The organism is Planctomycetia bacterium, assembly GCA_034440135.1.
In the GTDB taxonomy this organism is placed as follows: Bacteria; Planctomycetota; Planctomycetia; order Pirellulales; family JALHLM01; genus JALHLM01.
In genome coordinates this window covers 1-26,126 of record JAWXBP010000016.1, presented here as the reverse complement: position 1 = coordinate 26,126, position 26,126 = coordinate 1, and the positions used below count along the sequence as shown (strand labels likewise).

21 protein-coding genes are annotated in these 26,126 nt (G+C 61.4%); 13 read left to right on the top strand and 8 right to left on the bottom strand.

Annotated elements, in window-relative coordinates; all coding sequences use genetic code 11:
• Window positions 1-43: 43 nt before the first annotated feature.
• From lpxD to SGJ19_00970, 4 genes are all read right to left on the bottom strand, one after another.
• The gene (gene lpxD, locus SGJ19_00985; protein MDZ4778809.1) at window positions 44-1,099 is read right to left on the bottom strand and encodes a UDP-3-O-(3-hydroxymyristoyl)glucosamine N-acyltransferase; all 1,056 of its coding nucleotides are present in this window, start codon (window positions 1,097-1,099) and stop codon (window positions 44-46) included.
• A gap of 236 nt (window positions 1,100-1,335) precedes the next feature.
• Window positions 1,336-2,823: a hypothetical protein gene (locus tag SGJ19_00980; protein ID MDZ4778808.1), complete on the bottom strand. Its 1,488-nt coding sequence runs from the start codon at window positions 2,821-2,823 to the stop codon at window positions 1,336-1,338.
• Between the two features lie 102 nt (window positions 2,824-2,925).
• Window positions 2,926-3,492: a hypothetical protein gene (locus SGJ19_00975; protein ID MDZ4778807.1), complete on the bottom strand. Its 567-nt coding sequence runs from the start codon at window positions 3,490-3,492 to the stop codon at window positions 2,926-2,928.
• 48 nt (window positions 3,493-3,540) lie between these two features.
• Window positions 3,541-4,311, bottom strand: coding sequence for a GYF domain-containing protein (locus SGJ19_00970; protein ID MDZ4778806.1), 771 nt, complete (start codon window positions 4,309-4,311; stop codon window positions 3,541-3,543).
• Window positions 4,312-4,561: 250 nt separating this feature from the next.
• Between SGJ19_00970 and SGJ19_00965 the strand changes: the two genes are divergently transcribed.
• Together SGJ19_00965 and SGJ19_00960 are read left to right on the top strand one after the other, a co-directional pair.
• Window positions 4,562-5,146 carry a hypothetical protein gene (locus SGJ19_00965; protein ID MDZ4778805.1) on the top strand — a complete coding sequence of 195 codons (585 nt, stop codon included), beginning with the start codon at window positions 4,562-4,564 and terminating at the stop codon, window positions 5,144-5,146.
• A gap of 204 nt (window positions 5,147-5,350) precedes the next feature.
• The gene (locus SGJ19_00960; GenBank protein MDZ4778804.1) at window positions 5,351-6,538 is read left to right on the top strand and encodes a tetratricopeptide repeat protein; all 1,188 of its coding nucleotides are present in this window, start codon (window positions 5,351-5,353) and stop codon (window positions 6,536-6,538) included.
• Between the two features lie 461 nt (window positions 6,539-6,999).
• Here SGJ19_00960 and SGJ19_00955 read toward each other — a convergent pair whose 3' ends face one another.
• Window positions 7,000-8,748 (bottom strand): DUF1598 domain-containing protein, encoded by a 1,749-nt coding sequence (locus tag SGJ19_00955; protein MDZ4778803.1) that lies wholly within the window; start codon window positions 8,746-8,748, stop codon window positions 7,000-7,002.
• A 1,366-nt stretch (window positions 8,749-10,114) separates the two neighbouring features.
• Here SGJ19_00955 and SGJ19_00950 point away from each other — a divergent pair.
• A complete protein-coding gene (locus tag SGJ19_00950) occupies window positions 10,115-10,453 on the top strand; it encodes an Hpt domain-containing protein (protein ID MDZ4778802.1) in 339 nt (112 codons plus the stop codon).
• A 112-nt stretch (window positions 10,454-10,565) separates the two neighbouring features.
• On the opposite strand, the gene pgk is transcribed toward SGJ19_00950, so the two are convergent.
• From pgk to SGJ19_00935, 3 genes are all read right to left on the bottom strand, one after another.
• Window positions 10,566-11,957, bottom strand: a complete 1,392-nt coding sequence (gene pgk / locus SGJ19_00945) for a phosphoglycerate kinase (protein MDZ4778801.1) — start codon at window positions 11,955-11,957, stop codon at window positions 10,566-10,568.
• 168 nt (window positions 11,958-12,125) lie between these two features.
• Window positions 12,126-12,476, bottom strand: coding sequence for a nucleotide pyrophosphohydrolase (locus tag SGJ19_00940; protein MDZ4778800.1), 351 nt, complete (start codon window positions 12,474-12,476; stop codon window positions 12,126-12,128).
• Between the two features lie 191 nt (window positions 12,477-12,667).
• Complete coding sequence (locus tag SGJ19_00935; protein MDZ4778799.1) at window positions 12,668-13,633, bottom strand: hypothetical protein; 966 nt, start codon at window positions 13,631-13,633, stop codon at window positions 12,668-12,670.
• 159 nt (window positions 13,634-13,792) lie between these two features.
• Here SGJ19_00935 and SGJ19_00930 point away from each other — a divergent pair, with 159 nt between their 5' ends.
• The 10 genes from SGJ19_00930 (at window position 13,793) to SGJ19_00885 (ending at window position 26,037) form a co-directional block, all read left to right on the top strand.
• Window positions 13,793-14,875, top strand: a complete 1,083-nt coding sequence (locus SGJ19_00930) for a mannose-1-phosphate guanylyltransferase (GenBank protein ID MDZ4778798.1) — start codon at window positions 13,793-13,795, stop codon at window positions 14,873-14,875.
• 191 nt (window positions 14,876-15,066) lie between these two features.
• Window positions 15,067-17,001: a PSD1 and planctomycete cytochrome C domain-containing protein gene (locus tag SGJ19_00925; protein ID MDZ4778797.1), complete on the top strand. Its 1,935-nt coding sequence runs from the start codon at window positions 15,067-15,069 to the stop codon at window positions 16,999-17,001.
• A gap of 53 nt (window positions 17,002-17,054) precedes the next feature.
• Window positions 17,055-17,465 (top strand): GxxExxY protein, encoded by a 411-nt coding sequence (locus SGJ19_00920; protein ID MDZ4778796.1) that lies wholly within the window; start codon window positions 17,055-17,057, stop codon window positions 17,463-17,465.
• Between the two features lie 107 nt (window positions 17,466-17,572).
• Window positions 17,573-18,997 (top strand): DUF1501 domain-containing protein, encoded by a 1,425-nt coding sequence (locus SGJ19_00915; protein MDZ4778795.1) that lies wholly within the window; start codon window positions 17,573-17,575, stop codon window positions 18,995-18,997.
• Between the two features lie 63 nt (window positions 18,998-19,060).
• Window positions 19,061-20,344, top strand: coding sequence for a hypothetical protein (locus SGJ19_00910; GenBank protein MDZ4778794.1), 1,284 nt, complete (start codon window positions 19,061-19,063; stop codon window positions 20,342-20,344).
• Window positions 20,345-20,641: 297 nt separating this feature from the next.
• On the top strand, window positions 20,642-21,409 hold the full coding sequence (locus SGJ19_00905; GenBank protein ID MDZ4778793.1) for an ABC transporter permease: 768 nt from the start codon (window positions 20,642-20,644) through the stop codon (window positions 21,407-21,409).
• 142 nt (window positions 21,410-21,551) lie between these two features.
• On the top strand, window positions 21,552-22,382 hold the full coding sequence (locus SGJ19_00900; GenBank protein MDZ4778792.1) for an ABC transporter ATP-binding protein: 831 nt from the start codon (window positions 21,552-21,554) through the stop codon (window positions 22,380-22,382).
• 261 nt (window positions 22,383-22,643) lie between these two features.
• Entirely contained in the window at window positions 22,644-23,720 is a 1,077-nt protein-coding gene (locus SGJ19_00895; GenBank protein MDZ4778791.1) for an MlaD family protein, read from the top strand.
• Between the two features lie 157 nt (window positions 23,721-23,877).
• The gene (locus SGJ19_00890) at window positions 23,878-24,849 is read left to right on the top strand and encodes a phosphatidylserine decarboxylase (GenBank protein MDZ4778790.1); all 972 of its coding nucleotides are present in this window, start codon (window positions 23,878-23,880) and stop codon (window positions 24,847-24,849) included.
• Between the two features lie 111 nt (window positions 24,850-24,960).
• Complete coding sequence (locus tag SGJ19_00885; protein MDZ4778789.1) at window positions 24,961-26,037, top strand: isocitrate/isopropylmalate family dehydrogenase; 1,077 nt, start codon at window positions 24,961-24,963, stop codon at window positions 26,035-26,037.
• The last annotated feature ends 89 nt before the right edge of the window (window positions 26,038-26,126 follow it).

Below are 26,126 nucleotides of genomic sequence, written 5' to 3'. Positions count from 1 at the left end.
CTTTACTCGACTGAAAACTGAACACTGAAAACTTCAAACTTCCTCATGCCGCCTTCTTTTCATTCGCCAAACCTAATCGCTCGCGCAACTCGGTCACCTGGCGGACTAACTCGCGGAACTGCGCACGCATCTCGGGCAACTTCGTCCAAGCAGCTTGCTTGACGTGTTGCTCGCGGATCGGCGTGGCCGGAATGCCCATCATCACGACGCCGTCCGGAACGTTGTTCGTGATACCTGCCATCGCCGTGATCACCGCACCACGGCCGATGTGGACGTGATCGCGCACGCCGACTTGTCCGCCCATCACGACGTAGTCGCCGGTCGACGTGCTGCCGGCGATACCGACCTGGGCGCAAAGTAGATTGTGTTTGCCAATGCGGCAGTTGTGGGCAACCTGGACCTGGTTGTCGATTTTCGTCCCTTCACCGATCACCGTGGGACCATAAGTGCCGCGATCAATCGTCGCGCCCGCGCCAATCTCCACGTCGCTTTCGATTTCCACCCAACCCAGTTGTGCGGAGATCTCGTGTCGCCCGTTCTTTTGGGAATAGCCAAAACCGTAGGCGCCGACGATCACGCCGCCGTGAATCGTGACGCGATCACCAACGATGGTCTCGTCATACAGCACCGCGCCCGGAAACATTGTGACGTCGCGTCCAAGTCGGCAGCCAGCCATCAGATGAGCGCCGGCGTGGATCGTGCCGCCATCGCCGATCACGCAGTCGTCGCCGATCGTCGCGCCGGGGCCAATCGAGACATTGTTTCCCAGCGTGGCGGTGTGGCTGATCGAGGCCGTCGGATGAATTCCCCGCGCGCCCGCCGTCCGCGCCGGCCGAAAATGCAGGACCAGCCCGGTAAACGCCTGGTGAACGTCGTCCACTTCAATTGCGGGCCGGGAAACCCCCGCGAGACCTCGCGGAATCACCACCGCGCCGGCCGCCGAGCCGTTGAGCTTCGGCAGTTTGTCGGCGTGATCGATCAGGCTAATGTCGTTCGCCCCGGCGTCGCGCAAGGTCTTCGCGCCTTCGACGCGGAACTGCTCGTCGCCGCGGACCGTCCCCTGAACTAAGGACGCCAATTCGGCCAATGTCGCGGCCATGGGACGGATTCCTTTCCGTGCGGGTACGCAATGTCACCCAAGCTAAGCTCGGGCGGAAAATGTACCCGGAGTAGCTGTGCAGGGGCAAGCGGAATGTCGAATTTCGAAGCTCGAATGACGAATGAATGTCGAAATCCGAATGTCGAAACAGGGGCTCTACGAAAGATGGCGGGGCGTGGCCATTTAGACATTCGACATTCGGAATTGATTCGTCATTCGGATTTCGGCATTCCGAATCACCCCGCGCCGCGGCCGCGGTCGAAAGCGTCCTGGTCGCGGAGGTAGATCGCCAACGTCGATTCGAAGGTCTCGGGCGAGATCTGCCAGACCGGTTGTTCGTTCGTATGGGCGTTGGAATGAGCCACGAGCAGCCGGTACAAGAACCGGAACAAATGCCGGGGCACGCGCAGTTGCCGGAAGGAATCGATCAACCGGCGTTCGGAAATGCCGTCGGACAAAAGGGAGCGGATGTTCGGCTTCGCCCCGTCTTTCGCACAGGCCTGCAACCGGGCATTGGCGACGTCGAACAAGGCCTCGCCCGACCAGTTTAGCGAAGGAACCATGTTCTGTTTGTCGAGCCGGGCGCGCTGGTAAAAGTCGCGTTCCTCGCGATCGACGTCGTGCCCGAGCTCGATCGGCAACAGCAATTTGATTCCCAAGCCAGGATGCTTGAGGAATTTGTTGTCGAGCATGGACCAAATGAGCTGCCGCATCAATTCCGATGCGCCGTTGATCAGATGCGGTTCGTCGACGCGGTCGACCAGCACCACGATGCCGGTATAGCCAAGGCTCCGCAGCACCGATTGGAACTTTACCAGCAGCTCGTAGCGATCGTCGGTGCGATCCTTATTCGGTAGCGGCTGCCCGGCGATTTCACGATACGGAAACAGGGCCAACAGGCGCGAGACCGCCCACGGCCGATGATCGATCACGCGGCAATGGCGTTGCAAGGCGTTTGCTGGCCAAAACGACGCCCACATGCGCCACAGCCACGGCGTCCAACCCGCCAGCACCAACAAATACGGCCAGGGGAAGCGGCTCCAGAGTTGATTCCAGGCGCCCTGCGCGGCCAGAATCGCCACGACCGCGGCGGTGACGAGTAGGCCTAGGACGATCGGCCACTGCGAGGTCCAGGTGGAAAACTTGAGCACGCGCGCGAGCCGCCGCCAGCGCCCTTCGATCGGCTCGGCGAGCGTGCGATCATACGCGGCGGCCAGCAATAACAAATCGCGGCGCTGCCAGTGATCTAAGCGTTCGACTTCGGGACGCTGCGTTCCGGATGCGTGCGAGCCTTGTCCGAGCACGCGATCCACCAGCGATGTCACGCCCAACGACAGGATCGCGTCCATGTGGTCCCACAGACGCCATTCGGCCAGCATCAAATCCGGGCGGCGGCGGCGCGACGGCAGCTTTTCGCGAAAACGATCCAGGAACGGATTGAAGTCGTCATACTCGATGACGAACTGCCGCTCTTGCGGATGGACGCGATTGAATTCTTCCAAGTGGCGGACGATCTGCAATCGCAACGCCGTCTTGCCGGCGCCTTTTTCGCCGAACACCACCGAGGTCGCCGGTTCGCCAGGCTCGCCGTACACCTTGTCCCAGGCCGGATGGTACGTGCCGGAGATGCAGTGATCTTTGAACACCGGATCGGTCTGCGCATCCTCCTCGGCGAAGGGATTGCTGAGCACGCCGTGATGTTCGAGGAAACGCTGAATCTTCATAACAAGCGACGCGGATCGTGCGGCGGGAGGGCGAAAATCTGGGCGAGCCCGAGGCACCGCAAGCATAGCTTGGGGAACGCCCGGTCGCATCCGCTCCCGGGGCTACTTCGCTTGCAGTCCTTCGATCATTTCCACAAAAGCTTGGTGTTGTTCTTCCACGGTTTTCGCGGGTCCGTAGAACTTGACGAAGTACTGGCCGATCTTGTCGCCGACGAGGATCGCCGCCACCATCCGGTAGTTTTCCCGCTCGACGCCGGCCGCCATCGGGTTCGGGCGGTCCATGAACGTGCCGGCGATATCCACCAGATGCACTTCCACATCGCCGACCTTGAGCTTCTCCGGCTTGGCCGCCTCGACCGCGCCGCCAGCCGGTTGCTTGAACTGGGCGTACCAGCGCTCGATGTTGGCGTCGATCGAACCGCCCGCCGCCATGATCGTCATGCGACCAGGTTGCTCGTCTCCTTCAGCTACCGGCACACTGAACTCGTGCTCGATGATCCGCGAGCGCGGCTCTTCGCGCTTCCAGTCCTCCGGCGCGGTCAGTGTGAATTTCCCTTCGGCCAATTCAATGGCGCGATTTGCTTCCGCTTCTTCCGCCAGCACCGGCGCGGTAGACAACACCAGTGCGCAGGCCGTCGCGCGCACCAAAGCTGGAATCCAAGAGTTCATCAGGGTCGTCCTTTTGAGGAGAAGCAAAGCAGCAAGTGAACCGGGCGCTCAACTCAGTTGCGCCTCAGACAAAACCGAGCGAACGCTTGGCCATTGGCCAGTCGATTCGCCAGCCGGCGGCGTACCGCCTGGGTTGGTGAGCACATAAATCAAAATGGGCAGCAGCAACAACACACAGAGCACGAGCACGCCCATGATGATCAGCCCGGTCGAACGAGCACGTTTGCGTTTCGCCAGCAACATCGCCGTGGCGGCGCTCGCGGCGTCCAACTCATCCACATCCTGCGGAATGGGCGCCGTGGGGAAACTCACCATGGTCTTCGACGACAGCGCTGGGCGCTCGGCCTTCACCGGCGCAGTCACCGGGACCGGCCGATTCCCCAGTTCGGAAAACGCCGCCGCAGCCGGTTGCCATTCCGGGTCACCCTCGCGCCAGATCAACGTATCCGGCGTGATTCGCCCTTCGGCGATCCATTGCCGCAGCACGCTTTCCGCCGCCGGGCCGTATTGGCCCCCGGAAGGCGGTCGCACGAACCACTTTGATTCAACAGCCGCAGCGGCGGCGGACATTCCGTTGGAAGCGACCGGCGCGGGCGCAGGTGCAACGGGCGACGCAGCGCCGTTGGTCGCCGCACCGCTTGGCGAGACCGCGGCCGCCACGGCCTCCGCTTCGTCAGAGGCCGGAATCTGGATTTTCGCCTGGCACTTCGGACAAGCCCCACGTTTGCCCGCCAACTCGGTCTTAACGTTCAGCTTGGCCCCGCAGGCCGGGCATTGAAAGCGAATTCCCATCTTGAGCTTGGCAGCCCGCGACCCCAACAGCCGCCGGCCTCCTCCTGTTCCTTGGTCCGATCTCCCTGACCGGTAGCCCCGTTGCGATTATACGATTCCTTTCGTGGGGATGGGAAGCAAGCAATCGGACCGGCCGTCGCCAAAGTCGCAGTCCGGGCGAACCTGGCAACTTGGCGAAAGCGGAGCGTTGACCGATGGAAGCATGCCCCGTAACCTCTCACTGCCGCTGCACGGCAGCGAAAACCCAAGGTCGCGCTCCAAACCATGAGTTGATTGCATGCCCACGCCCGAACCGCCGCTCGAAATCGCGATCGTCGGCGACCTGACCGAACACGAATCGGAGCTCACCGATCGGTTGCTGGACGTACCGCCGGGCGGGGAATGCATCCTGTATTTTGATTCCCCCGGCGGCAGCCCCTATGTCGCCTTAGCATTGATGAACCTGATCCGTCTGCGCGGACTCCGTGCGACGGGAGTGGTGACGGGCGAATGCTCCTCGGCCGCGATCTGGCCCTGGGCCGTCTGCGAGCGCCGGTTGGTCACGCCGCTGAGCGTGTTGCTATTTCATCCCATGAAGTGGCAGAGCGAGGAGCACGTCGGACTGGCCGAGGCCGCGGAATGGGCACGGCATTTTGCGTACTTGGAACGCGAAATGGACGTTCTCCTGGCCCAGGTCTTCGGCGCCAGCATCGATGCGGTCATCGCCTGGATGCAACCCGGCAGGTACGTCATCGGCCAGGAGATCGTCGACGCCGGTCTGGCGGAAATGTTGGACCCCAGTGCGCCGATGGTCCCCGCAGCCGCCAGGAGCGGCGCCACGAAGCGGCGCAAGAAAAAACCTCGCAAGGATCGCAGCGGCTAGCATCGCGCCGCGGATCAAAATGTCGGTCGCACCGGTTTCGCCGGTGGGCGGAATTTGCGCGATCGTATTGCGGCGCGCTGCTGTCGCTACCTTCCGCTTAATGCGCACTCTCTGGAGCGCCTCGCGCGCCCTGGCGGGCGGTCGCCGATATCATTCGATAAGTGCGTTCATCGATTGCCCACGGCGGACTCTTCGGAAAGTACCATGACCGTTTCCCGCACCGTCCAAGTGATTCGCGGCTTGCAAGGTATTGGACTGTCCGCCGTATTGGCCGGCGGCGCCGCTGCGCAACCGCCGGACTATTTGTTCCAGCAAGCGCCGACCGCGGAACAACCGGCCGCGGAAACGCCGACGACGGAAACTCCCGCCGCGCCGGTGACATCGCCGACAGTTGAGACGCCGGCCGCGACAGATGCCGCCGACGCTACGGCCGAGGCCGCGGCGCCCGCCGAAGGTCCGCAAATCAACGATGATGCCTTGGAAGCCTTTCAACGGGCTAACATCTTGGTCAACCAAGGCGACTTCGCCGGCGCTCTCGCAGCGACGGACGAGGCGATCAGCTTGCAGCCGGACTACTTTGACGCCTTTTTGTTCCGCAACCTCGTCTATCGTCTGACCGGCAATTTCGTCGAAGCGATCCGCGCCGTCGACCAGGCGATCGCCATCGACCCTGTCGCGGCGAACGGCTACTTGAATCGCGCCTTGACCTACGTCGAAACGAAAGATTTCGACAAAGCCCTGGCGGACGTCGACGAAGTCCTCAAGACCACGCCCAACAACGCGCAAGCGTTCGTGGTGGCCGGTCAGATTCACGCGAAGCAGGAACATTGGCAACAGATGGCGGATGCCTATAGCAAGGCGATTGACTATGCAGCCACCGCACCGGGCACGATCGGCGATTCACTCATGCAGCGCGGCATCGCGTTATTCCATTTGGGCGAATACGATGTCGCTAAGCTCGACTTCGAACAGGCCGCGATCTTTGGCGGGGGACTGGGCGGCGAAGCCAACCGTTGGCGCGGATACATCTACGCCATCCAGGGCGACTACTACCGCGCGATTCGTTGGTACGATCGCGCGATTAAAGCGAACCCTGGCAACGCTCAAGCGTTTCGCAACCGTGGGATGGCGTACCTGAACCTGGCGGCATCCGAACCCCAGATCGAGCATTTTGCCCTGACGGAGGCGTTGGCCAGCTTCAACGCCGCGATTCGCCAGTTGCCGAACGACGCGCAGCTCTATTACCGTCGCGGCGTGGCCTATGACCGCCTGGGCGCCAGCGACAGCGCTCGCTCCAGCTATCAAACGGCCGTTCGTCTTGATCCGAAACTCACCGCCGCGGCTGATAAGTTGTCCTCGCACGAATCGACCGAGTACTGGTACGACGAATAGCGGTCGCCGCCAGCACGCCTGCTTGTCGAAAAAGCGGGTCGTAGCAATTCTGTGTCCCACGATGCCGATCTCACGCATCGAATCGCTGGTCCGTACGGCGCCGGCAAGGCATGTCGGCGAAAAAAAGCTAAGGTTCCACTGGTAGGTGAACTATGTGGAACCGCGCTATATTCATGATCGAGCACGCTTCGCGTGCGTGGGACTGGCAAGAATGGGTCGGCGCGTTCGCGTGCCTGTACCTCGTGGCCTTCGTATTCTTGTCTGCCTTTCGCCTGCGCCGCTAAGCGTTGCACCAGCGTTCCTCCGTAGCCGAGGAATTTGACCTCGGCCGCACCGTCCACAATCGCGCGCATCGGCCTCCTCGCGGCGAGCCTTGTGTATTCCCACCAGCTCCCCTCAAGCGATGCCCCCTCCCCGAGGTCGCAGACCTCGGCTACAGCGGAGGACGCGGCGGCAGCACTTCAATCCCACCACCAGCGGTCGGGTTGATCTGATACTCGCCGAACGCGATCGCGTTCGCTGCCGAGCTTTCCGGTCGTGTCCTTTTGCGGTGGCGTGTTGCGGAGCGCTGCGTACGGGTCGAGCCGCACGCCGCCGGAAACAGCCGCGATGATTTGTTTCCCTTTGATCACGCGATGGTTCACCACCGACTCCACGGCCTGCGGTGCGGACGCCAGCGGAATCGAAAACTGCTGCGGGTTGTTGAAACAAGTCAGATGCCAGCCCACGCGATCCGGCACATGCTGCGTTTCCAGCAGCGCGGCCACAAGCGCGAGATCGAAGACGTTTTGTAGTTCGGCGTACACGGGATACTTCTCCGCCAGCTCGCCAAAGTGCTGCGTAAAACTGTTGGCGAAAGCCTGATTCAAATCATTCGCTTGTCCTGTGTGCTGGCGCTGACCGTTCGCGGCGAGGAATTCGTTCTCGCTCTGAACTTGTACGCCTTGTCCGCGTAGCTCATAGGCCAACCCTTCCTGGTCAGCCACCACAGCGCTGTAGTTCATGGTGAACCACCAACGCAACACGTCCATCAGCGGCGCCGTCTGGCCCGGCGCGAGCTTCACCGAATCGAGGTAACTCACCACGCCTGGCACCGATTCTTCCAGCCCGATGCCGACCAGCTTCATACGATAGTCCGCCTCGAACAACACCTGCGCCACGCGGGTGCGCGGGTCGATGCCGCGAAAGCGCACGTCTTGGAGACCGACGCGATCGCGGATGCTTTCCAGCCAAGCGCTGCGCGCTCCGGCCTTGAGCGGCTTGGCGCTCGTGGCGTTGATATACTCCTGCGCCGCGGCCAAGTTCTCCGCGCGCGGGTCAATGGAACAGGTCATGGCAGCGTCCGGCGCCGCGCGCATGGCGCGGAGCAGCGTCACGAGATCGTTGAGCTGCACGACGGGCCGCCCCGTTTCCGTGCTCACCGCGCGCCCTTCGGCATCGCGCTGCCAATTGCCGGCCGGTCCGGCCAGCACGATGTCGCCGGTCTCCGGATAGACGAGCACATATTTCACTCGCTGCAGTCCGGCCAGAAACGCCAGGTCTTCCTCGATCGGCTCGCCTGCGGCCAGGCGCACCTGGACTTCACGCTCCAATCGCGTGAGTGAAATCTTGCGCAGTCCGGAAGTCGCCCGCACGGAACCGGCCGTCGCAGTCTCATTCTTGGCCTTTTGACGCAGATCTCTCAACCAGTCCGAATCCGCGCTCGCCAGCTGTCGATGTACCGTTCCGGCGGCGTCGATGTGGACGCCGGATTGGAATTCCTGGACTGCTCCTGCACCGCCGACTTCGGTCCAAGTCGTGGGCGCGATTGTGGATGTAATCAGTTCAATTAATGAATCAAAGTCCGGCTGCACGCCGCCCCCCTGACGGAAGCCGGTCTGATTGCCGAGATTCGCCATGGTATCGCTGCGGGCCAGATCGTCATCAATCGCGCCGGCGCTGTCGAGCGAAGCGCGCTTGGCGCCGACTGCGGCTTGGGCCATCGCCAGTTCTGCGAAGCGCGCGTCTTGTTGTTTGGCGTCCGCCGCTTGTGCCGCCGCTACGCGGGCCGGTGCGAATTCCCCCGCGGCCAGTTGCTCGGCAAACAACGGGTCGGCCGCAGGCTCTTCCGCACGAGCGGGATTGCCGACGCAGAAAATGCCACACCCAGTGATCAGTGACAAAACGCCGCGCGGCAGATATGCACGCACGCCAACGGCTCTGGAAGCCATGAGACGCTCCTCTCGCCAAGAATTGCCTGTTCCGTCTGCTCGCCCAAAGGATCAGCGTGACGGATCACCGGGGGGCGTGTCAAGCAATTCGAGGAAAATCGAGCAGGAATTACACTAGCCCGACGCGCCAGCGAGGGGGAGCGGACGTGGATTGGAGCACGACACTTACTCCAAGACAACCTCATCTTCCCCTCGCTGGCGCGTCGGGCTAGTGAATTAGAAGCAGCCCACATCGATAGCGCCAGCACGGACGCTGGCGAGGGAATATCGAATGAATGACGAAGGGTCGGCCTGTTAACTAGGGGTGACGGCATTTTGACATTCGACATTCGGACTTGATTCGACATTCAGATTTCGTCATTCGACATTCCCCCGCCGGGCGGTACTACGCGTCCCGCAACTGCAATCCTCACTACCGGAAAACAACAACGGCCCACCCGGATGCCCGGGAGGGCCGTGTGTTGATTCAGGTTGTTGCGATCGGACGTGCGGTGCGAAGCGAGGGCGAATCGCACCGACTCCGACGCGACCTTAGTTGCAGCCGCAAGACGATTCGCAGCCGCAAGCGTCCGCGCACGGATCGCAGCACGAATCACAGCAGGTCCGCTTGCAGCACGAACGGAGCCAGCCGCCCAGACGGTGCAGCAAGCGCGGACGGCAGCAGGGATCACAGCACGGATCGCAGCAGGAATCACAAGCGTCGCCGCAAGGATCACAGCAGCTCGTCTCGGCTTCGCAGCTCGGTTCACAAGCGTCGCACGCGTCGGCGCAAGGATCACAGCACGTATTGCAGCAGTCACAGCCGCCACAAAGACGCTTCAACAGGCCGCAGGCGCTCGCATCACGGGCGTCGGCCAAACAGAACAAGGCGGCAATCGCCACCATCGGAAACAACACTCGCGACTTCATGAGAAGTCTCCTGTAGGGGAGGAAAGACTGGCTGGTTGCAAATCGAAACACGATCTTGGTAGCGCTCGAGCTAGGGTTCGTATCGGCGCGTCCCCGCCGCCCCGTTAATCCAGGAAAACCAGTTAGGATAAATCCATCCAGAACATCGCTAACGGCTGGGAAAAGATGAACAGTTGCGTTGACCCGGGCGACGGGCGAATCGCTGCGACCGTTTCCTTCGGAACCGGAATTTGCGCATAACTCAGGCGACCGTCGCGGCGGGCCGTGTTTCGCCTCCCTGACCGTTCCCCGCAGCTTGGCCCGTTGACCGTATCCATGCGACCGGCAAATCTGCCTGGACCTGGGAAATACCCCCAGGGGGAAGGTGAACTGTGAGCTAACTTTTCCCATTGGTCTTTTACTTGCGGTACCGCCCCCTCGTGCTAGGAACCGTTGTTTTGTGCCTCGAGGTCGTCACATGACGTTGTCTGTCACCCAAGATGAGCCCCCGTTGTCGTATTCCACGCTCGCGGACGATTCGGATCTCGCCGAGATCGTGGAGATGTTCGTGCACGAGATGCCCGATCGGGTGTCGAATTTGCTGCGCCGCTTTGAGTCGCGGGATCTGCCGGAGCTAGAGCGCGCAGCACATCAACTCAAGGGCGCCGCGGGCAGCTATGGCTTCCACCAACTTACGCCAGCCGCAGCCCGACTCGAAGCGACGCTGAAACAGCGCCGGCCGGAAGAAGAAATTCTCGCTGCCTTGGACGGGCTCGTAACGCTCTGCCGCGGCGTCCGGTCCGGCGCCGGCGCCTAGCTATTCACGCTCGCGCAAGAAAAAAACTCAAAGCCCAGGGAAGGCCACCGAAGTCGTCGCCGATGGTACGACTTTTAGGGCCTTCCCTGGGCTTAGCGCAACCGTCGCTTTCCTACTTCTTAGCGGCCGCCCGCAGCGCCACGAGGTACGGAACCGGCTGGCTCCCGAGCGCATTTAAAACCGTGCCGCCGGCCGTGAAGCAATGGGTGATCCAATCCGGCTTGCCATACCGGTCCAGCGCCGTGCCCCCTTCGCCGCCGCCGATGTAGACCTCGGCCCCGGAGTCTTTCATCCGTTTCAACTGGCTGACGAAGCGCCGCGTACCCTCTTCGAAACGCGGGTCCTCGAACATCCCGAACACGCCATTGTGGAACACCACAGGCGGCTCCGCTCCTTCGCGCTTCTCCGCCAAAAACTCGCCGACCTTCTGTTCAAACAGCGCCGAGGTCTTCGGTCCGATATCGAATTGCTGATCCGCCGGGCCAATCACTTCCGCGGCACGGCCGTCCTGCAGAATGAAATCGACCGGCAAGACAAAGCGAATCCCCTTCGCGCGGGCGTCGGTCAACATCGACTTCGCCTGATCGATTCGCGCGCGTTCGATGTAGTACGGCCTGTCGGCGTGCGCCGGGTCCTCTGCCACGCCGAGTGAAAACGTCTGACCATCCAATTCCGCCGCCGCCTTCTTGAGCGCCATGGCCAGCGAGCCGGCGGTGAACACCCAGCGAATCGTGCCGCGGCCGATCATCGCTTCCAAGTCGTCGAGCTTGTCTGTCTTCAGGCCAGAGAAAATCACCAACTGCGTTTTGAGGCAGCGCCGCATTGGTCCGTCGAACTCGCCCGCCACGTATTGCCCCAATGCCACGCGGTCCATCGCCAGCGGGACAATCGTGCTGGAAGCGTCGAGGCTCCCCGCGGACAGGGCTTCATTGATATAAATCCGCGACACCTTCGCCGCCAACTCGTTAGCGAACTTGGTCAAATCGCCGACCAGATTGGACAAATCGCCCGGCTTGGCCTTCCAGAGCACGCGTTCGACGTCGTAAGCACGCGTGTTTTCCAGCACCAGCACGCTGCCCGGCGCGGCGTCGGCAATCGCCTTCGCGGTGGCCTCTGTCACCGTCTTCGTGTTCGCGTCGTACCAGTTGGTCAGCAGCGGAACCGGCGCGCCGAGCAATTCGCCAAGTCGCACGGCGACCGCCTTCAACGAGCCTTCCGGCTTGCGGCCGATGTGCCCGAAAATGATCTGCTTCCAGCCGCGCTCGCGGCCGAATTGAAGCGTGGCCAGCATCGATCGCAGCCGCACGTCCCCTTCGCCGACGGTGGCGCCCGGCTTGGCATCGACGTCGCCCCGGATCAGCACCGGCGTCCCGGACGGCACGTCGCTGAGTGAATTCAATCGGGGAATCGCCGCCAAATAGCCTTCCAGCGTGCTCTCCGGCGCCGGGGCGTCTCCCAACAAAGTGCGACAAAGCTCCAACAACGCTTGTTCCTGGACCGGCATGACGACCATCTCCCGTGCTGTTTTTCCAACGGTTTTACCGTCAAGCACGATAGCAGATGGTCGTTGCCAGGGAAAAGCGGGCGCAAGACGGCAGTTTGAAGTTTTCAGTGTTCAGTGAGGACTGCGCGCCCTGACACTGAAAACAGAACACTTCAAACTTCAAACTACCTACTTATACTTCCCCCGGTATTTATCCGCCGGGTACTTTTGCCGATTCTTCCCCATCTTCAGCTCCATGGCCGCCGCGACGTCGATATCCAATTCGTTCGCCAGCGCGAAGGCGTAACACACCACGTCGGCCAACTCGTCCGCCACGGCAGCCAGGTCTTTGTCCTGCTTGGCGATCGCCCGGGATTGCTCCGGAGTGAGCCATTGAAAGTGCTCCATCAATTCCGCCGCTTCGATCGCGAGCGCCATCGAAATATTCTTCGGCGTGTGGAATTGCTTCCAATCCCGCTCGCCGACGAACTCGCGCACCATTTCGCGCAATTCGCCCAACGGAGTTTCCTGATCGTTCATCGCGCGAGCCTCCAAGAAAGACGGGGACCCTCCTACACTAGCCCGTAGCGCCAGCGAGGGGGAGCGGACCACGCGTACAGTTGGAGACGAAACTCTCAGTCGGCCGGTCCATTCGCAACCGAGAGCTTGGACGTGTTCACGTTGGCAACGTCTTCTCTCCCTCGCTGGCGCTACGGGCTAATGTTCGCGCTTCAAGCCGCTTGGGAGGACATTGCCGTTTCCCCGCTGCGGCGGCGATATTCCTCCGCCAGGTAGAGCATCATCTCCAGCACCAGCAAATCGGCGCGCGTCAGTACATGCCGCGTGCTGCGTGCGCCGAGGCCGCGCACCAACTCTTCCAACGCCAAGAGATGCAATTGCAACGTCTGCCGGGCGCTGATGTGGGCCGTCGCCAAGAGTTCGGCGAGCAAGCGCATTTCTTCCGCCAGGTTGCCGGAGCCCATGATCACGTGGGTGCGCAGCAACTCGCGATAGTGCGCCACGAGCGGCGCCGGTAAATCGTTCTGTGCCGCGGGCAACGTATTACGCGAAGCCAGTTCGGCGCTCGCGGAGGTAACCGCCTCGGAATCTTCCGTCCCGTCCTCGCAACGCCGATGTAACGATTCCAGGTCGCGCACCAAGGCCCGCTGCTCGCAGAGCACGTGCTCGGCCTCGTGGTGCTCGCGTTCCAATCGCGAGCGCTCCAATTGCGAAAGGCGGCGATTCTCGCGCACCATGCGGCAGCGTTCGACCGCTTTCGTCAACGTCCAGAGCAGGCCGCGCGTTGACGTTGTTCGCTGCGACAAATACGCATCAGCACCGACCTCGAAGCTGAGCGGCGCCATCTCCAATTCCGGTTGCGCGCCGAGGATCACCAGCGCCTCGTCGCCACCAGCGCCGCGGATTCCTTCGACGATCGCCAAGGCGTCTTGCACGCCGTCCAGATGCGTGACCAGCACCGCGTCGAACGAGGCAACGTTCAATTGTTCCAGCCCAGCCGCCGCGCCGGCGATCTCCGTCAATTTCACGTCGACGGCATTATCCGCGGCGAAGGCCTCGGCCAGCCAGGCGTCCGCGCGCCCCTCCGGCGCGATGTGCAACACGCGAAAGGTGCTGGGCAGCGAGCCCCAGCCGCCGCGTGCTGGCGACGGAATCTGCGGCGGTGAGTAGGTCGGCATCGGCCGGCTCCGCGCGAGGTGAATTCGGGGGCGAACTGTACCTGTCTCTTGGGATTGGGTCAACGCCGCGCCTGGCCCTCCCTTGCCAGAACCCGCCAAAAACCGCAAACTGCCAAAGCGCCCACGGGAATCCAGACGCACAGCAAGGAGCTGCCACGCATGCTTTATCCCGTGATCATGGCCGGAGGTTCCGGCACCCGATTCTGGCCGGAAAGCCGCCACTTGCGGCCGAAACAACTGCTGCCCCTCGTGGGCGAGCGGACGATGATCCAAGCGACCGTCGATCGGCTGATCGGGCTCGCGCCGGCGGATCAAATGCTGATCCTCACCAACGCCCAGCAAGCCGACGCGATCGCAGCGCAATTGCCATCGCTGCCGGCCAGTTCCATCATTCGCGAACCCTGCAAGCGCGACACCGCGCCGTGCATCGGCCTGGCGGCGCTCCTGCTGGCCACCCGCGATCCGGACGCCACGATGGCCGTCATGCCGTCTGACCATGTCATCGGTCCGATCGAGGTCTATCAAGCGGCGGTGAAACAAGCCGCGCGCCTGGTCGACGCCCAGCCAGGCCGGATCGTCACGTTCGGGATCAAGCCGACGTATCCGGCCGAAAGCTTCGGCTACATCGAACGCGGCGAAGCGTTGCCCATTGCATCTGGCGAAGCGCCGGCGTTCCGCGTGAAGAAATTCCGCGAGAAGCCGAACGCCAAGTTGGCGGAAGAATTCCTGGCCGCCGGCACGTTCTACTGGAACTCCGGCATCTTCGTCTGGAAAGCCCGCACGATCGCCGACGAGTTGCAGCGTCGTCAGCCGGAAATGTTCGCGCATCTGAAAGCGATCGTCGACGCCTTCGGCACGGACAAGTACGAAGCCACGCTGGAGCGAGAATTCGCCGCCATCAAAGGCATCTCGATCGATTACGCGGTGATGGAACACGCCACCGACATCGCCGTCATCGAGGCGCCGTATTCCTGGGACGACGTCGGCAGTTGGCAAGCCATCGCGCGATTGCTCCCCTCCGACGCCGACGGCAACACTGTCGCAGGAAAACATCTCGGCATCAACACTCACGGCACGATCGTCCGCGGCCCGGACGATCACCTGATCGTCACGCTGGGGCTCAAAGACTGCCTCATTGTCCACACGCCCGACGCTACGCTGGTGGCCAACAAGCACGACGAGGAAGCCATCCGCAAGATCGTGAAAATCATGGAAGAACGCGGCTGGAAGGAATATCTGTAGTTTGTAGGTCAGGCTTTCCAGCCTGACAGGAGGCGGCCTCGCGCCGTTGAAAAGAATCGGTGCCGCAACTCGTCAGGCTGGAAAGCCTGACCTACGGCGCGTGCGCCACTTGAACCGCCGTCCGTCGTCGTCGATGATGGAAGCTACCCCGCCCGCCTGCTCCCGCCTGTCCGCTTCTGGAGACGCCCGAGATGTCTGTTTCGCGCTTGATGTTTTGCCTGCTTCTGCTCAGCGGTAGGGCAATCCCGGCTCGCGCGGATGAAACGCCGGATTTGCCGCCGGCCGCAGAGCGGCAAATCGACTTTCATAAGGACGTCGCGCCGATTCTACTCGGCAGTTGCGTCGCCTGTCATGCCGGGAAGAACGACGACGGCGGGTATCAGGTCAGTACGCGCGAATCGGTCCTCGCCGGCGGCGATTCCGGGCCGTCGGTGATCGAAGGCAATAGCGCCGAGAGCCTGTTGATTCACCTCGTCGCGCAACAAGACCCGGATCGCGTGATGCCGGCCAAGGGGCCGAAGCTCACGGCCGCGCAGGTCGGCATCCTCCGCGCGTGGATCGACCAGGGGCTCGCGTGGGAAGAAGGGTTTGTGATCCGCCCGAAGTACGTGCCCGCGGAGTTGAAGCCGCGCCAGCCGGAGTTGCCGTCCGCGGAAACGGCCGGCAGCGAACATCCGATCGATCGCCTGCTCGCACCTTATCTAGAGGCCAGCGGTCATTCGTCGACTGAGCTGGTAGACGATCGCACGTTCGCTCGACGTACGTATCTAGACGTGATCGGCTTATTGCCGTCGCCTGAAGATTTGGATGCGTTCTGCGCTGACTCTGTGCCAGGCAAGCGCGCGATGCTGGTCGATCGCTTATTGGCCGATCGGCAGCAGTACGCCACGCACTGGCTCAGTTTCTGGAACGACGCACTCCGCAACGACTACCAAGGCACCGGCTACATCGACGGTGGCCGGCAACAAATCTCTCAATGGCTGTTCACGGCGCTCGGTGAAAACAAGCCGTACCATCAATTTGTCCGCGAGTTGGTCACCGGCGCGCCGGGCGCCGAAGGGTTTATCAAGGGCATCACGTGGCGCGGCGTCGTGAATGCCAGCCAGGTCCCGGAAATGCAGGCGGCGCAGAATGTCTCGCAAGTGTTCCTGGGCGTGAATCTCAAATGCGCGTCGTGCCACGACAGCTTCATCAACGATTGGACGCTCCACGACGCGTACGGACTCGCTGGCGTCTTCGCCGAAGCCCAACTCGAGGTCCATCGCTGCGATCAACCCAAAGGAGAATACGCGCCGCTGAAGTTCCTGTATCCAGAACTCGGCGCGATCGACAGCCAGGGAAATCGCGACGTTCGCTTGCAGCAGCTCGCCGACCTGCTGACGCACGAACAGAACGGCCGATTCGCGCGGACAATCGTCAATCGACTCTGGGGCAAGTTCCTGGGGCGCGCGATCATCGAGCCCGTCGACGACATGGACAACACGCCCTGGAACGCCGACTTGTTGGATTGGCTCGCCGTCGACCTCGCCGAACACGGCTACGATCTCACACACACGCTGCGCTTGATTCTCACCTCGCGCGCCTACCAGATGCCGGCGGTCGATCGCGGCGAACGCGACGCCGAGACCTTTATCTTCCACGGGCCAGTGGTGAAGCGTCTCTCGGCGGAGCAATTCTCCGACGCGCTCTCTCAAATCACGCATAACTGGCCAGAAAAGCCGGACGTCGAAATGCCGCCAGTCGGTGGCGAACCGGCCGTAAAGGACATCGGCGTGCGCGCCGCGTTGAAAACGTCCAACCCATTGACGAACGCGATGGGCCGTCCCAATCGAGAACAAGTCGTGACGTCCCGCCCGCAAACGGCGACCACGCTCGAAGCGCTGGAATTGACCAACGGCCAAACCCTGGCGGATCAACTCGCGAAAGGGGGCGCCTACTGGCAAGCGCAAGGCGTAGACCGCGACGAACTGGTGCAACGCATCTACCGAGAAGCCCTCGGCCGCAGCCCACGCCCGGAAGAACAAGACGACGCGGAATCACTCCTCGGCTCAGAAGCCACGGCGGAAGGCATCCAGGATCTACTCTGGTCCATCATCATGTCGCCGGAGTTTCAGTTGGTATACTGAGAGAACTTGGAACCGCTAAACTCGCGAAAAGGCGCGAAAAAGGAGTTGGGGAAATGGCTGAAGGCAATAGCGAGTTGATTTTCAAGCAGGAATGCTTTGAGATTGTTGGCGCTTGTTTTGACGTTTACAAAGGCATGGGAAGCGGCTTTTTGGAGGCCGTTTATCAGGAATGTTTGGGGATTGAATTCGCGAATCGAAGAATTCCGTTTGTTCCCACGCCCGAGTTGCGATTGTCCTATCCTGGCCGCCTTCTAAACCAAACGTATTTTCCCGATTTCCTGTGCTACGAACAAATAATCGTCGAGTTGAAGGCGGTCACTGGCTTAGCAAACGAACATCGAGCACAAGCGATCAACTATTTGCGAGCAACGAATCTCCAACTCGCCATACTCGTCAATTTCGGCCACCAACCAAAACTAGAATACGAACGGCTCGTGCTCACCAAGAAGTCTGATTCCCAATGAATTGAGCCGGCATGTATCAATCAAGAGCACATTTCGCTAAACAGTCTTTTCGTCCCCTTTTCGCGTGATTTGGCGCATTTCGCGGTTCCAACATCCGAGGCGATTCGATGTCCTCCTCCCCCTCTCGCCGTGACTTTCTCAAGACTGCTTCCGCGGCCACTTTGTCCGCGTTGGCGGCCGGTTCGCCGCGCGGGCTGCACGCGGAGTTGACTTCCGATGTGCTGCTGCCCGCCACGGCGGATGCGGTGATCGTGTTGTGGATGGGGGGCGGGATGGCCGCTACCGAGACGTTTGACCCCAAGCGGTACACGCCGTTCGAGCCGGGCGTCGAGTCGAATCGCATTCTCAGCACGTTTCCTACGATCGACACCGCGGTGGACAACATCAAGTTTTCGGCCGGACTGGAGAAGACGGCCGCGGTGATGGATCGCGGGACGTTGATCCGCTCCTACCGCGCCGGCGACTTGGGCTTCATTCTCCACTCGCGTCATCAATATCACTGGCACACCGGTTACGCCCCGCCGCAAACCGTGGCCGCGCCGCACATCGGGGCGTGGATCTCGAAGACGCTCGGCCCGCGCGATCCTGTGGTGCCGGCCTTCATCGATATCGGGCAAAGGTTCGACGTCGGGGAAGGGGAGGAACTCAAGGCCTTTCACCAGGCCGGCTTCCTCGGCACCGAGTACGGCCCCTTCTTGCTGCCGTATCCGGACCAGGCCGTGAACGCGATTCGCCCGCCCGGCGGCATGAGCGCCGAACGCTTCAACGCCCGGTACGAGTCGTATCGCAAGCTCATCGCGCAGAGCCCGGTAGCGCAACATGGCAGCGACTATCAACGCGAGTCGCTGGAGCGGAGCGTCGAAAACGCCTACCGGTTGCTTAGCTCGCCGGCGGCGAAGGCGTTCGACCTAAGCGAGGAGCCGAAGGAAAGCTACGACAAATACAACACCGGCCGCTTCGGGCTCGGCTGCTTGCTCGCGCGGCGATTGGTCGAAGTCGGCGCGCGGTTTATCGAAGTCACCACCGAATACATCCCCTTTAAACATTGGGACACGCACGACAACGGCCACACACGGCTCTCGGAATTGAAGCCCGAGATCGACGCGCCGATCGCGCAATTGATTCTCGACCTCGAAGCCCGCGGGCTGCTCGATCGCACGCTGGTCGTGTTGGCCAGCGAATTCAGCCGCGACATGATGATGGAAGGCAAGCCAGGCAATCAGGTCAAGGATCAGGTCGAAGTGCCGGACGTGGTCAACGAGCTGAAATACTACGGCATGCACCGCCACTTCACCGACGCCGGCTGCGTGCTGATGTTCGGCGGCGGCATGAAAAAGGGCTTCCTCTACGGCAAGACCGCCGACGAACGCCCCTGCAAGACGATCGAAAACCCGATCCAGATCGAAGCCCTCCACGCCACGATCTACCGCGCCCTCGGCATTCCCGCCAACCACGGCTACGAAATCGAACGCCGGCCGTTTTATGTGACGAAGGATGGGCTGGGGGAGCCGGTGATGGAGCTGTTTGGGTAATGTTAAGTGCGAGCAGATCTACGCGTTTCGACGTGCCCCGTTTTTCCGGAGCGAGGATATCACATGGACGAAATTACGCAACTTGTTCGCGAATTCGGGAAAAAGAAATGGAAATGCGATGCTCAGGAACGCGGACTCGCGATGGCCTACGAGTCTCCCGACGCTGCGTATGCAATAGCACGCGAATTGCTGGCCTGCGTGCAGGACGGCCATACATTCATTGAGGATGTATTGAGCTACATTCCCAACGACCGTTGGCCCGAACTTAGCGGTCAAGCGATCGAACTATTGAACAAGCAGCAGAACTGGCCCTCGGCCGATTCGGTAATCTGCCATGCATCGCTGCAGTGCGTCAATTCGCTGCATCCACATCTGCCCGCAATTTTTCACCGCGCACCGAACCAAGGTAGCTTCTACAAAAATTGGCCCTGGAGGGAGGCCGACGACGCGGCGGTTGAGTGGCTATGTGATCAAATCGATGCTACGGGCGCGCCGCAGGGAATCAGAAAGAAGGCGTGGGATTGTCTCCTACAAATCAGAAGCGAAAGCGCGTTTGCCGCTGCGATAGACCGAACCAAACAGATCGATTTAGGCGAAACATACACGGCGTCTGGTGGTCTGGAGCCGCTAACGCTTGCCTACTATTTGCATGCTGTGGGCTTTGAATCAGTGAACGGGAGCGTTAGGCCGCTTTATTTGCCCAAACCACTGCACATAGCGTTTCCGCACGACTATTTCCGCGCGGACCGACCTTCGTGGCTCATGCAACATCCGACGTGGACCGCGTCAAGCACGGCTGTATCGCGCGCCAGAATTGGAGGCATTGGAAACGCCGTCTGCGGCAGTTGCGGACGGCACACCAACATCCTGATCAGCGCCAATTGCACGGAGGGGTTTCCCTGGGTGTCGGAACTCAACCGTCTGACGATTGAGTGTTGCCTGCGGTGCTTGGGTTGGGTAAAGGAAAGAATGTACTACCGGCACGAAAGTGACGGTAAACCAACTTGCCTCACTGTCGAACCAGGCGAGCCCGAATTCCCGGCAGGCGATATTCTTCCTTGCGAAGTTGCGTTCGTTGATTCGGGCGAACGTTGGCGGTGGCAGGATTGGGGGAACTCAAATAGCCGACAGAATCTCAATCGCGTTGGCGGATATCCAACATGGATTCAGGATGCACAGTACCTTAACTGTTTGTCTTGCGGTACGAAGATGGGGTTCTTGATGCAGCTCGACTCCCTATTGCCGACCGCCGAGGGCGGAGAGCTCCTTTGGGGCAGTGGGGGAATTGCCTACGTATTCTGGTGCGACAGTTGCAAAGTGAGCGGCCTGCATTGGCAATGCACTTAGTTTGCGCGAAGCCAGCCAGGATGGGGAGATTGGCGAGCTTGCCCGAGTCGTATTCGTGCCCTGCAACCTTAAAATCCACCCAACCCGCAGACTTTGCTCACGCCTAAATTCTTGCCGGACGATAGTCTATGCGCCCCATTGCGCGCCGACGGGCGGCGCGCTCTTTGAGCGGAGGCGCAAACCATGGCCACCGGAAGGCTCCCCACTGTTGCCGCGCCGCGGAACGGGCTGGTGCGCGCCTTGTTTTCCGGTGTGGGGCGGGCGGCGCTCGATATGTGGCGGCAGTTCAACGGTTGGATGGTCGCCCTCGGCGGGCTGGCACTGTTTGGTTTCAGCACCTTGTCCTGGCTGTTCACCCGGCTGCCGCGGCGCGAGACGCTGATCCCGAATTTTTATCAGATCGGCGTCCTCAGCTTGCCGGTCGTCGCCTTGACGGGAACGTTCATCGGTATGGTGCTCGCCGTGCAGAGTTATGCCCAGTTCCGCGTGCTCAGCTTGGAGACGCGGCTTGGCGCGGTGATCAATATGTCGCTGGTGCGCGAGTTGGGGCCGGTGTTGGCCGCCACCATGCTGGCCGGACGCGTCGGCAGCGCGATGGCCGCCGAATTGGGCACGATGAAAGTCACCGAGCAGATCGACGCCCTCGCTAGCATGGGGGCGAACCCCATTCATTATCTGGTGGTCCCGCGCTTCCTGAGCTGCCTGTTCTTGATTCCGACGCTGACCATCATGGCCGACTTCATGGGCGTGGCCGGCGGCTGGTTTTACAGCGTGGTGATTCTGCACATCGATTCACACCACTACTGGGACCACTCCCAGCGGTTCGTGAGTCTGTTCGACTTATTCAGCGGCGTCTTCAAGAGCCTGTTCTTCGGCGCCGCGATCTCCGTCATCAGCTGTCATCGCGGCTTCCATTGCGATCCCGGCGCCGAAGGCGTCGGCCGCGCCGCCACCAATTCTTTCGTCGCCTCGTTCGTCGTCATCCTCATCATCGACCTCCTGCTCGGCATCCTGCTCGACGCGTTCTACTTCTACCTCTGGCCAGAAGGGCCAAGGATTATTTGATGCACGAGAAAGCGAATTTACTAGCCCGACGCGCAAGCGAGGGGGAGCGGACGTCGATTTGAGTACGACGTGTTCTCACGGCCAACGTCAACTCCCCCTCGCTTGCGCGTCGGGCTAGTGAGATCCATTAGGAAAATCCGAAGTGCCCAAAACCCGCCGTCCAACGCCGACCGACTCCGGCGAGCCGCTGATTACGGCGCGTGACGTGTCCGTCGTGTTTGACGGCAATGCGGTGCTGCGCGAGATCGACCTGGAGATCCCCCGCGGGCAGACGGTGGCGATCATCGGCGAGAGCGGGTGCGGGAAGACGGTGTTTTTGAAGACGATGATCGGCCTCGTGCGTCCCACAAGCGGCGAAGTGATCTTCGACGGCCGCGACTTGACCAAGCTGAATGACAAGCAACTCACCGCACAACGTCTGCGGTTCGGCTACGTTTTCCAGATGGCGGCGCTGTTTGACAGCTTGACCATCGCCCAGAATATCGCGTTCCCATTGCGCCAGAACGACGACGTGAAGGCCGGCGAGATCGACGACATCGTCCGCGAACGCTTGCTCGAGGTCGGACTCGCCGAAAACGTGCTGAGCAAGAAGCCGGCGGAACTCTCCGGCGGCATGCGCAAACGCGTCGGCCTGGCCCGGGCGTTGGCGATGAATCCCGAGGTAGTCCTCTACGATGAGCCGACCACGGGCCTCGACCCGATCATGAGCGACGTCATCAACGAGTTAATCCTCCGCACGCGCAAGCGCACGGGCGTGACCGGCATCGTGGTCACTCACGACATGCACTCCGCCCGCAAGGTGGCCGACCGCATCGTGATGTTCTATCCGCTGTCCCGGCTGGAACGCGGCGAACCGCAAATCATCTTCGACGGCGCCCCGGAAGAACTCGACGATCACCCGGACCCGCGCGTAACGCAATTCGTCCGCGGCGAAGCGGGTGAACGCCTACAAGAATTAGAGAGAAGCAAATAGATCCCGTAGTTCAGGCGCCGCCATCACGTAGGTCAGGTGCCGCAGTCGAAAGCAAACGGCATGAATCGAATCAAACCATCTTCATGCCCCGAGTCGCTGACCCGCTTGTGCCTGACAGGAGCGACGTCGATGCTGTCAGGCACAAACCTGCGCAGCATTTTGGGTGTAGCTGCGACGTGATTTCGGCGCGGTGACTTTGACATCGACAGCGGTGCCTGACCTACTTTGTTACCTCACCTACTTTCACTAGCTGCTCCCGCCATGGACGAACGCACGATGCAGTTTCGGGTCGGCGTGATGGTGCTGGCCACCTTCAGCATCACGGGGATTCTCGTGCTGCTGTTTGGCGAGCTGCCGTCGTTTTTTCATCGCCGCTACACCGTCTTCATCACCTTTCAGGACGGCAGCGGCGTCGTGCGCGATACGCCGATCAAGAAAAGTGGGATCACCATCGGCCGCGTAACCAATGTGGAGCTGAAGGAAGACGCCGGCGCACTAGTCACGGCCGAAATTGACGCGGACCGCAAGCTGATGAAAAACGAGGTGCCCCGCATCGGTAGCTCGCTGATCGGCGGCGACGCGGCAATCTCGTTCGTCAAACGCGAGGATCTGGGCCTGCCGGCGGACGAGATTCAGCCGGGCGATTTGCTGGTCGGCGAAGACAAAGTCGATCCCACGTCGATTCTCAGCGAGATCGAAGACCCGGTGAATCGCACTTTGATGAGCGTCGAGCTCGCCGGGCAGGAAATCAGCCGCCTGGCGCAGCGACTCAATCGCGTGCTGGCGTCGGAGGATGATCAACTTTCGCGGATCGTCGACAAGGCGGAGCGCACGCTCGACAACCTGAACAAGTCGATGGACAACATCAACGAAATCACCGGTGACCCGGAACTTCGCGCGAACATCAAGCAGGCCGCGGCCGATTTACCCAAGCTGCTGGCCGACGCCCACGCCACGATCGACGAGATGCAAGTGGCCATCGGTTCGGCGAATCGAACTTTGAAGAACGTCGAGAGCATCACCGCCCCGCTCGCCGAGCGCAGCGAAGAGATCGCCGCAAAATTCGACACCACGCTGACCACGCTCAACTACGCCCTGGATGGCGTCGGCCGGTTCACCGATCGCCTGAACGATTCCGAAGGCACCGTCGCGCAACTGCTCAACAACCCGGACCTGTACTACAACCTGAACAACACAGTCCTGAACATCAACCAGCTCACCAAGGACCTCCGCCCGGTAGTGGGCGATATTCGAGTGTTCACGGACAGCCTGGCACGCCATCCGGGCGGCGTCCTGCGCGACGCCGTCCGCCCCGGAGCGGGGACGAAGTTCAAATAACGACGACTTTCTCCGCCAAGCCCAGGGAAGGCCACCCAGAACTTTGCCATCGCCCACGACTATTGGGGCCTTCCCTGGGTTTTACGCTCGCTACTATGGAATCAACGCCGAACACTCCCACTCCGCGCTGCCCTGTCCAGATAGTACGCTTATCGTGATGAACCACACGAATTCGTCTCAGCGCGCCGAGTTGGAACCGCTGCCTGTCAACATTCCGAGCGTGCAGCCCGGCGGCGGCGTTTGCTATCAGATCGAGTTGGCCTGGGGCCGCGTCCGCCGCTGGTACCTGAAGACGTTTCGCAAGGCGTACGTCGTGCGGATGGCCAAGCTCCGCCACGGCGACCCAACCGGCTGTCCGCACGAGGTGCTCGACCCGCGCGATTTGAAGTACTTCCGCAATCAATGCACCGCGTCCTGGCCGGTCTCGGACGATCCATTTCAGTGGCGGGAGCGGGTCCCGTTCGCGCGCTGGGGCCTCTGCGAGTTGCAATTGATGGCGTACCCCCTGGCGCTCGTGACCATTATCGCCGCCAGCACCTTTCGCCGGACCTATGTTCCGTTTTACTTGATCGCGCCCGTCACCTGCGTGATTTGCGGACTCATCGTCTGGTTCTTCCGCGACCCGGAACGAGCGATTCCCCAGGAGCCGAGCCTGTTCGTCTCGCCCGCCGACGGCAAGGTGGTCGACATCACACGGCTGGAATACGACGGCTACATCGACGGCCCGACGGTGCGCATCGGCCTGTTCCTGTCGATCTTCAACGTCCACGTCAATCGCGCACCGGCTGCGGCCCGCGTCACGGCGCTACGTTATTTTCCCGGGCAGTTCATCAGTGCACTCAATCCGGCGAGCGCGGTCGAAAACGAAGCGATGTGGATCGGCATGGAAGAAGAAAAGCCGCCGTATCGCCGCTTCGCCGTGCGGCAGATCGCCGGCCAATTCGCGCGACGCATAGTCTGCGAACTCCGCCCGGGTGAATCCGTCACGCGTGGACACAAGTTCGGCATGATCAAACTCGGCTCGCGCACGGAACTATACTTGCCGGCCACGGAGGGCTTGGAAATTATCGCCCAACTCGGCCAAAAAGTCTGTGCTGGCGCCGACGTGCTGGCGAAGTATCAAACGTAGCATGCGACCCCACAGTCTCCTTTCGCTCCGCGAAAGGTCCGGCCTTTCGCGGAGCGAAAGGAGACTGTGGTCGACTCGCTCAAAACGTCTGTCATCGAAACGAGCAAAAACATGCCCCCCGCGCCTCGTCGTCATCGCATCGCCGTCTACCCCGGCGACGGCATTGGCCAGGAAGTGATCGATCAGGCGATCCGCGTACTTGACCAAGTCCAGTCGTTCGAACCTGGCCTGAAGCTCGAATACACCTGGCTTCCCTGGGGCGTGAACTACCACCGCAAGCACGGCCGCGTCGCGCCGGCGGATTTCCTCGATCAACTCCGCGGACAGGATGCGATCTTGCTGGGCGCGGTGGGCTGGCCAGCCGAGCTACCGGATCATGTGACGCTCGCGCCGCTCGTGGAACTCCGCCAGCGCTTCGATCAATACGCCTGCGTGCGCCCCGCAAAGTTGTTTCCCGGGTTGAAAAGCGTGCTGGCCTCCAAAAAGAGCGGCGACATCGACCTGATCGTCGTGCGCGAGAACTCCGAAGGGGAATACGTCAACAACGGCGGACGGTTCAAGATCGGCCAGCCGGAAGAATTCGCGCTGCAAACGGCCATTCACACGCGGCGCGGCATTGAGCGCATCCTGCACTTCGGCTTTCAGCTCGCGCGAACACGGCGGCGCAAGCTGACGATGATCACCAAGTCGAACGCCATGCGCTATAGCTACGTATTGTGGGATGAAATCCTCGACGAGATTACGCCGCAATACATCGACGTCGTCACCGACAAGCAACACGCCGACGCAGCAGTGATGAATTTCGTCCGCTGGCCGGAGGCGTTCGATGTCGTCGTCGCTTCCAACCTGTTCGGCGATCTACTGACCGATCTGGGCGGCGTCCTCGGCGGCGGCTTGGGACTCGCGCCAAGCGCCAATCTCAATCCAGAGCGCACGTTCCCCTCAATGTTCGAGCCGGTCCACGGGTCCGCGCCGGATATCGCCGGCAAAGGCATCGCCAACCCCACGGCTGCAATGTTAAGCGCCGCCATGATGCTCGACTGGCTCCAGGAACCCAGCGCCGCGGCGCGCATCCGCCGCGCCGTCGAACAATGCCTGGCAGAAGGCGAACGCACGCCCGACCTCGGCGGCCGCCTCACCACGAGCGAAATGGGCGACCGGATTCTCGCGGCGCTTAATTCCGCGTAGGGCGGGCCGGGACATCGAAATAGAGCATTGCCCGCCGGAAATCATCGAAGCGCAAATCGACGGCGCTTATTGGTCGAGTAGGCCCGCCG

Excerpts from the sequence above, each read along its gene's own strand:
- SGJ19_00895 (MDZ4778791.1), top strand. The coding sequence starts at position 22,644 with ATGGACGAACGCACGATGCAGTTTCGGGTCGGCGTGATGGTGCTGGCC.
- SGJ19_00960 (MDZ4778804.1), top strand. The coding sequence starts at position 5,351 with ATGACCGTTTCCCGCACCGTCCAAGTGATTCGCGGCTTGCAAGGTATT.
- SGJ19_00925 (MDZ4778797.1), top strand. The coding sequence starts at position 15,067 with ATGTCTGTTTCGCGCTTGATGTTTTGCCTGCTTCTGCTCAGCGGTAGG.
- SGJ19_00920 (MDZ4778796.1), top strand. The coding sequence starts at position 17,055 with ATGGCTGAAGGCAATAGCGAGTTGATTTTCAAGCAGGAATGCTTTGAG.
- SGJ19_00910 (MDZ4778794.1), top strand. The coding sequence starts at position 19,061 with ATGGACGAAATTACGCAACTTGTTCGCGAATTCGGGAAAAAGAAATGG.
- SGJ19_00885 (MDZ4778789.1), top strand. The coding sequence starts at position 24,961 with ATGCCCCCCGCGCCTCGTCGTCATCGCATCGCCGTCTACCCCGGCGAC.
- SGJ19_00950 (MDZ4778802.1), top strand. The coding sequence starts at position 10,115 with ATGACGTTGTCTGTCACCCAAGATGAGCCCCCGTTGTCGTATTCCACG.
- SGJ19_00965 (MDZ4778805.1), top strand. The coding sequence starts at position 4,562 with ATGCCCACGCCCGAACCGCCGCTCGAAATCGCGATCGTCGGCGACCTG.
- SGJ19_00975 (MDZ4778807.1), bottom strand. The coding sequence starts at position 3,492 with ATGAACTCTTGGATTCCAGCTTTGGTGCGCGCGACGGCCTGCGCACTG.
- SGJ19_00915 (MDZ4778795.1), top strand. The coding sequence starts at position 17,573 with ATGTCCTCCTCCCCCTCTCGCCGTGACTTTCTCAAGACTGCTTCCGCG.
- lpxD (MDZ4778809.1), bottom strand. The coding sequence starts at position 1,099 with ATGGCCGCGACATTGGCCGAATTGGCGTCCTTAGTTCAGGGGACGGTC.
- SGJ19_00905 (MDZ4778793.1), top strand. The coding sequence starts at position 20,642 with ATGGTCGCCCTCGGCGGGCTGGCACTGTTTGGTTTCAGCACCTTGTCC.
- SGJ19_00935 (MDZ4778799.1), bottom strand. The coding sequence starts at position 13,633 with ATGCCGACCTACTCACCGCCGCAGATTCCGTCGCCAGCACGCGGCGGC.
- SGJ19_00930 (MDZ4778798.1), top strand. The coding sequence starts at position 13,793 with ATGCTTTATCCCGTGATCATGGCCGGAGGTTCCGGCACCCGATTCTGG.
- SGJ19_00940 (MDZ4778800.1), bottom strand. The coding sequence starts at position 12,476 with ATGAACGATCAGGAAACTCCGTTGGGCGAATTGCGCGAAATGGTGCGC.
- pgk (MDZ4778801.1), bottom strand. The coding sequence starts at position 11,957 with ATGCCGGTCCAGGAACAAGCGTTGTTGGAGCTTTGTCGCACTTTGTTG.
- SGJ19_00890 (MDZ4778790.1), top strand. The coding sequence starts at position 23,878 with ATGAACCACACGAATTCGTCTCAGCGCGCCGAGTTGGAACCGCTGCCT.
- SGJ19_00955 (MDZ4778803.1), bottom strand. The coding sequence starts at position 8,748 with ATGGCTTCCAGAGCCGTTGGCGTGCGTGCATATCTGCCGCGCGGCGTT.
- SGJ19_00980 (MDZ4778808.1), bottom strand. The coding sequence starts at position 2,823 with ATGAAGATTCAGCGTTTCCTCGAACATCACGGCGTGCTCAGCAATCCC.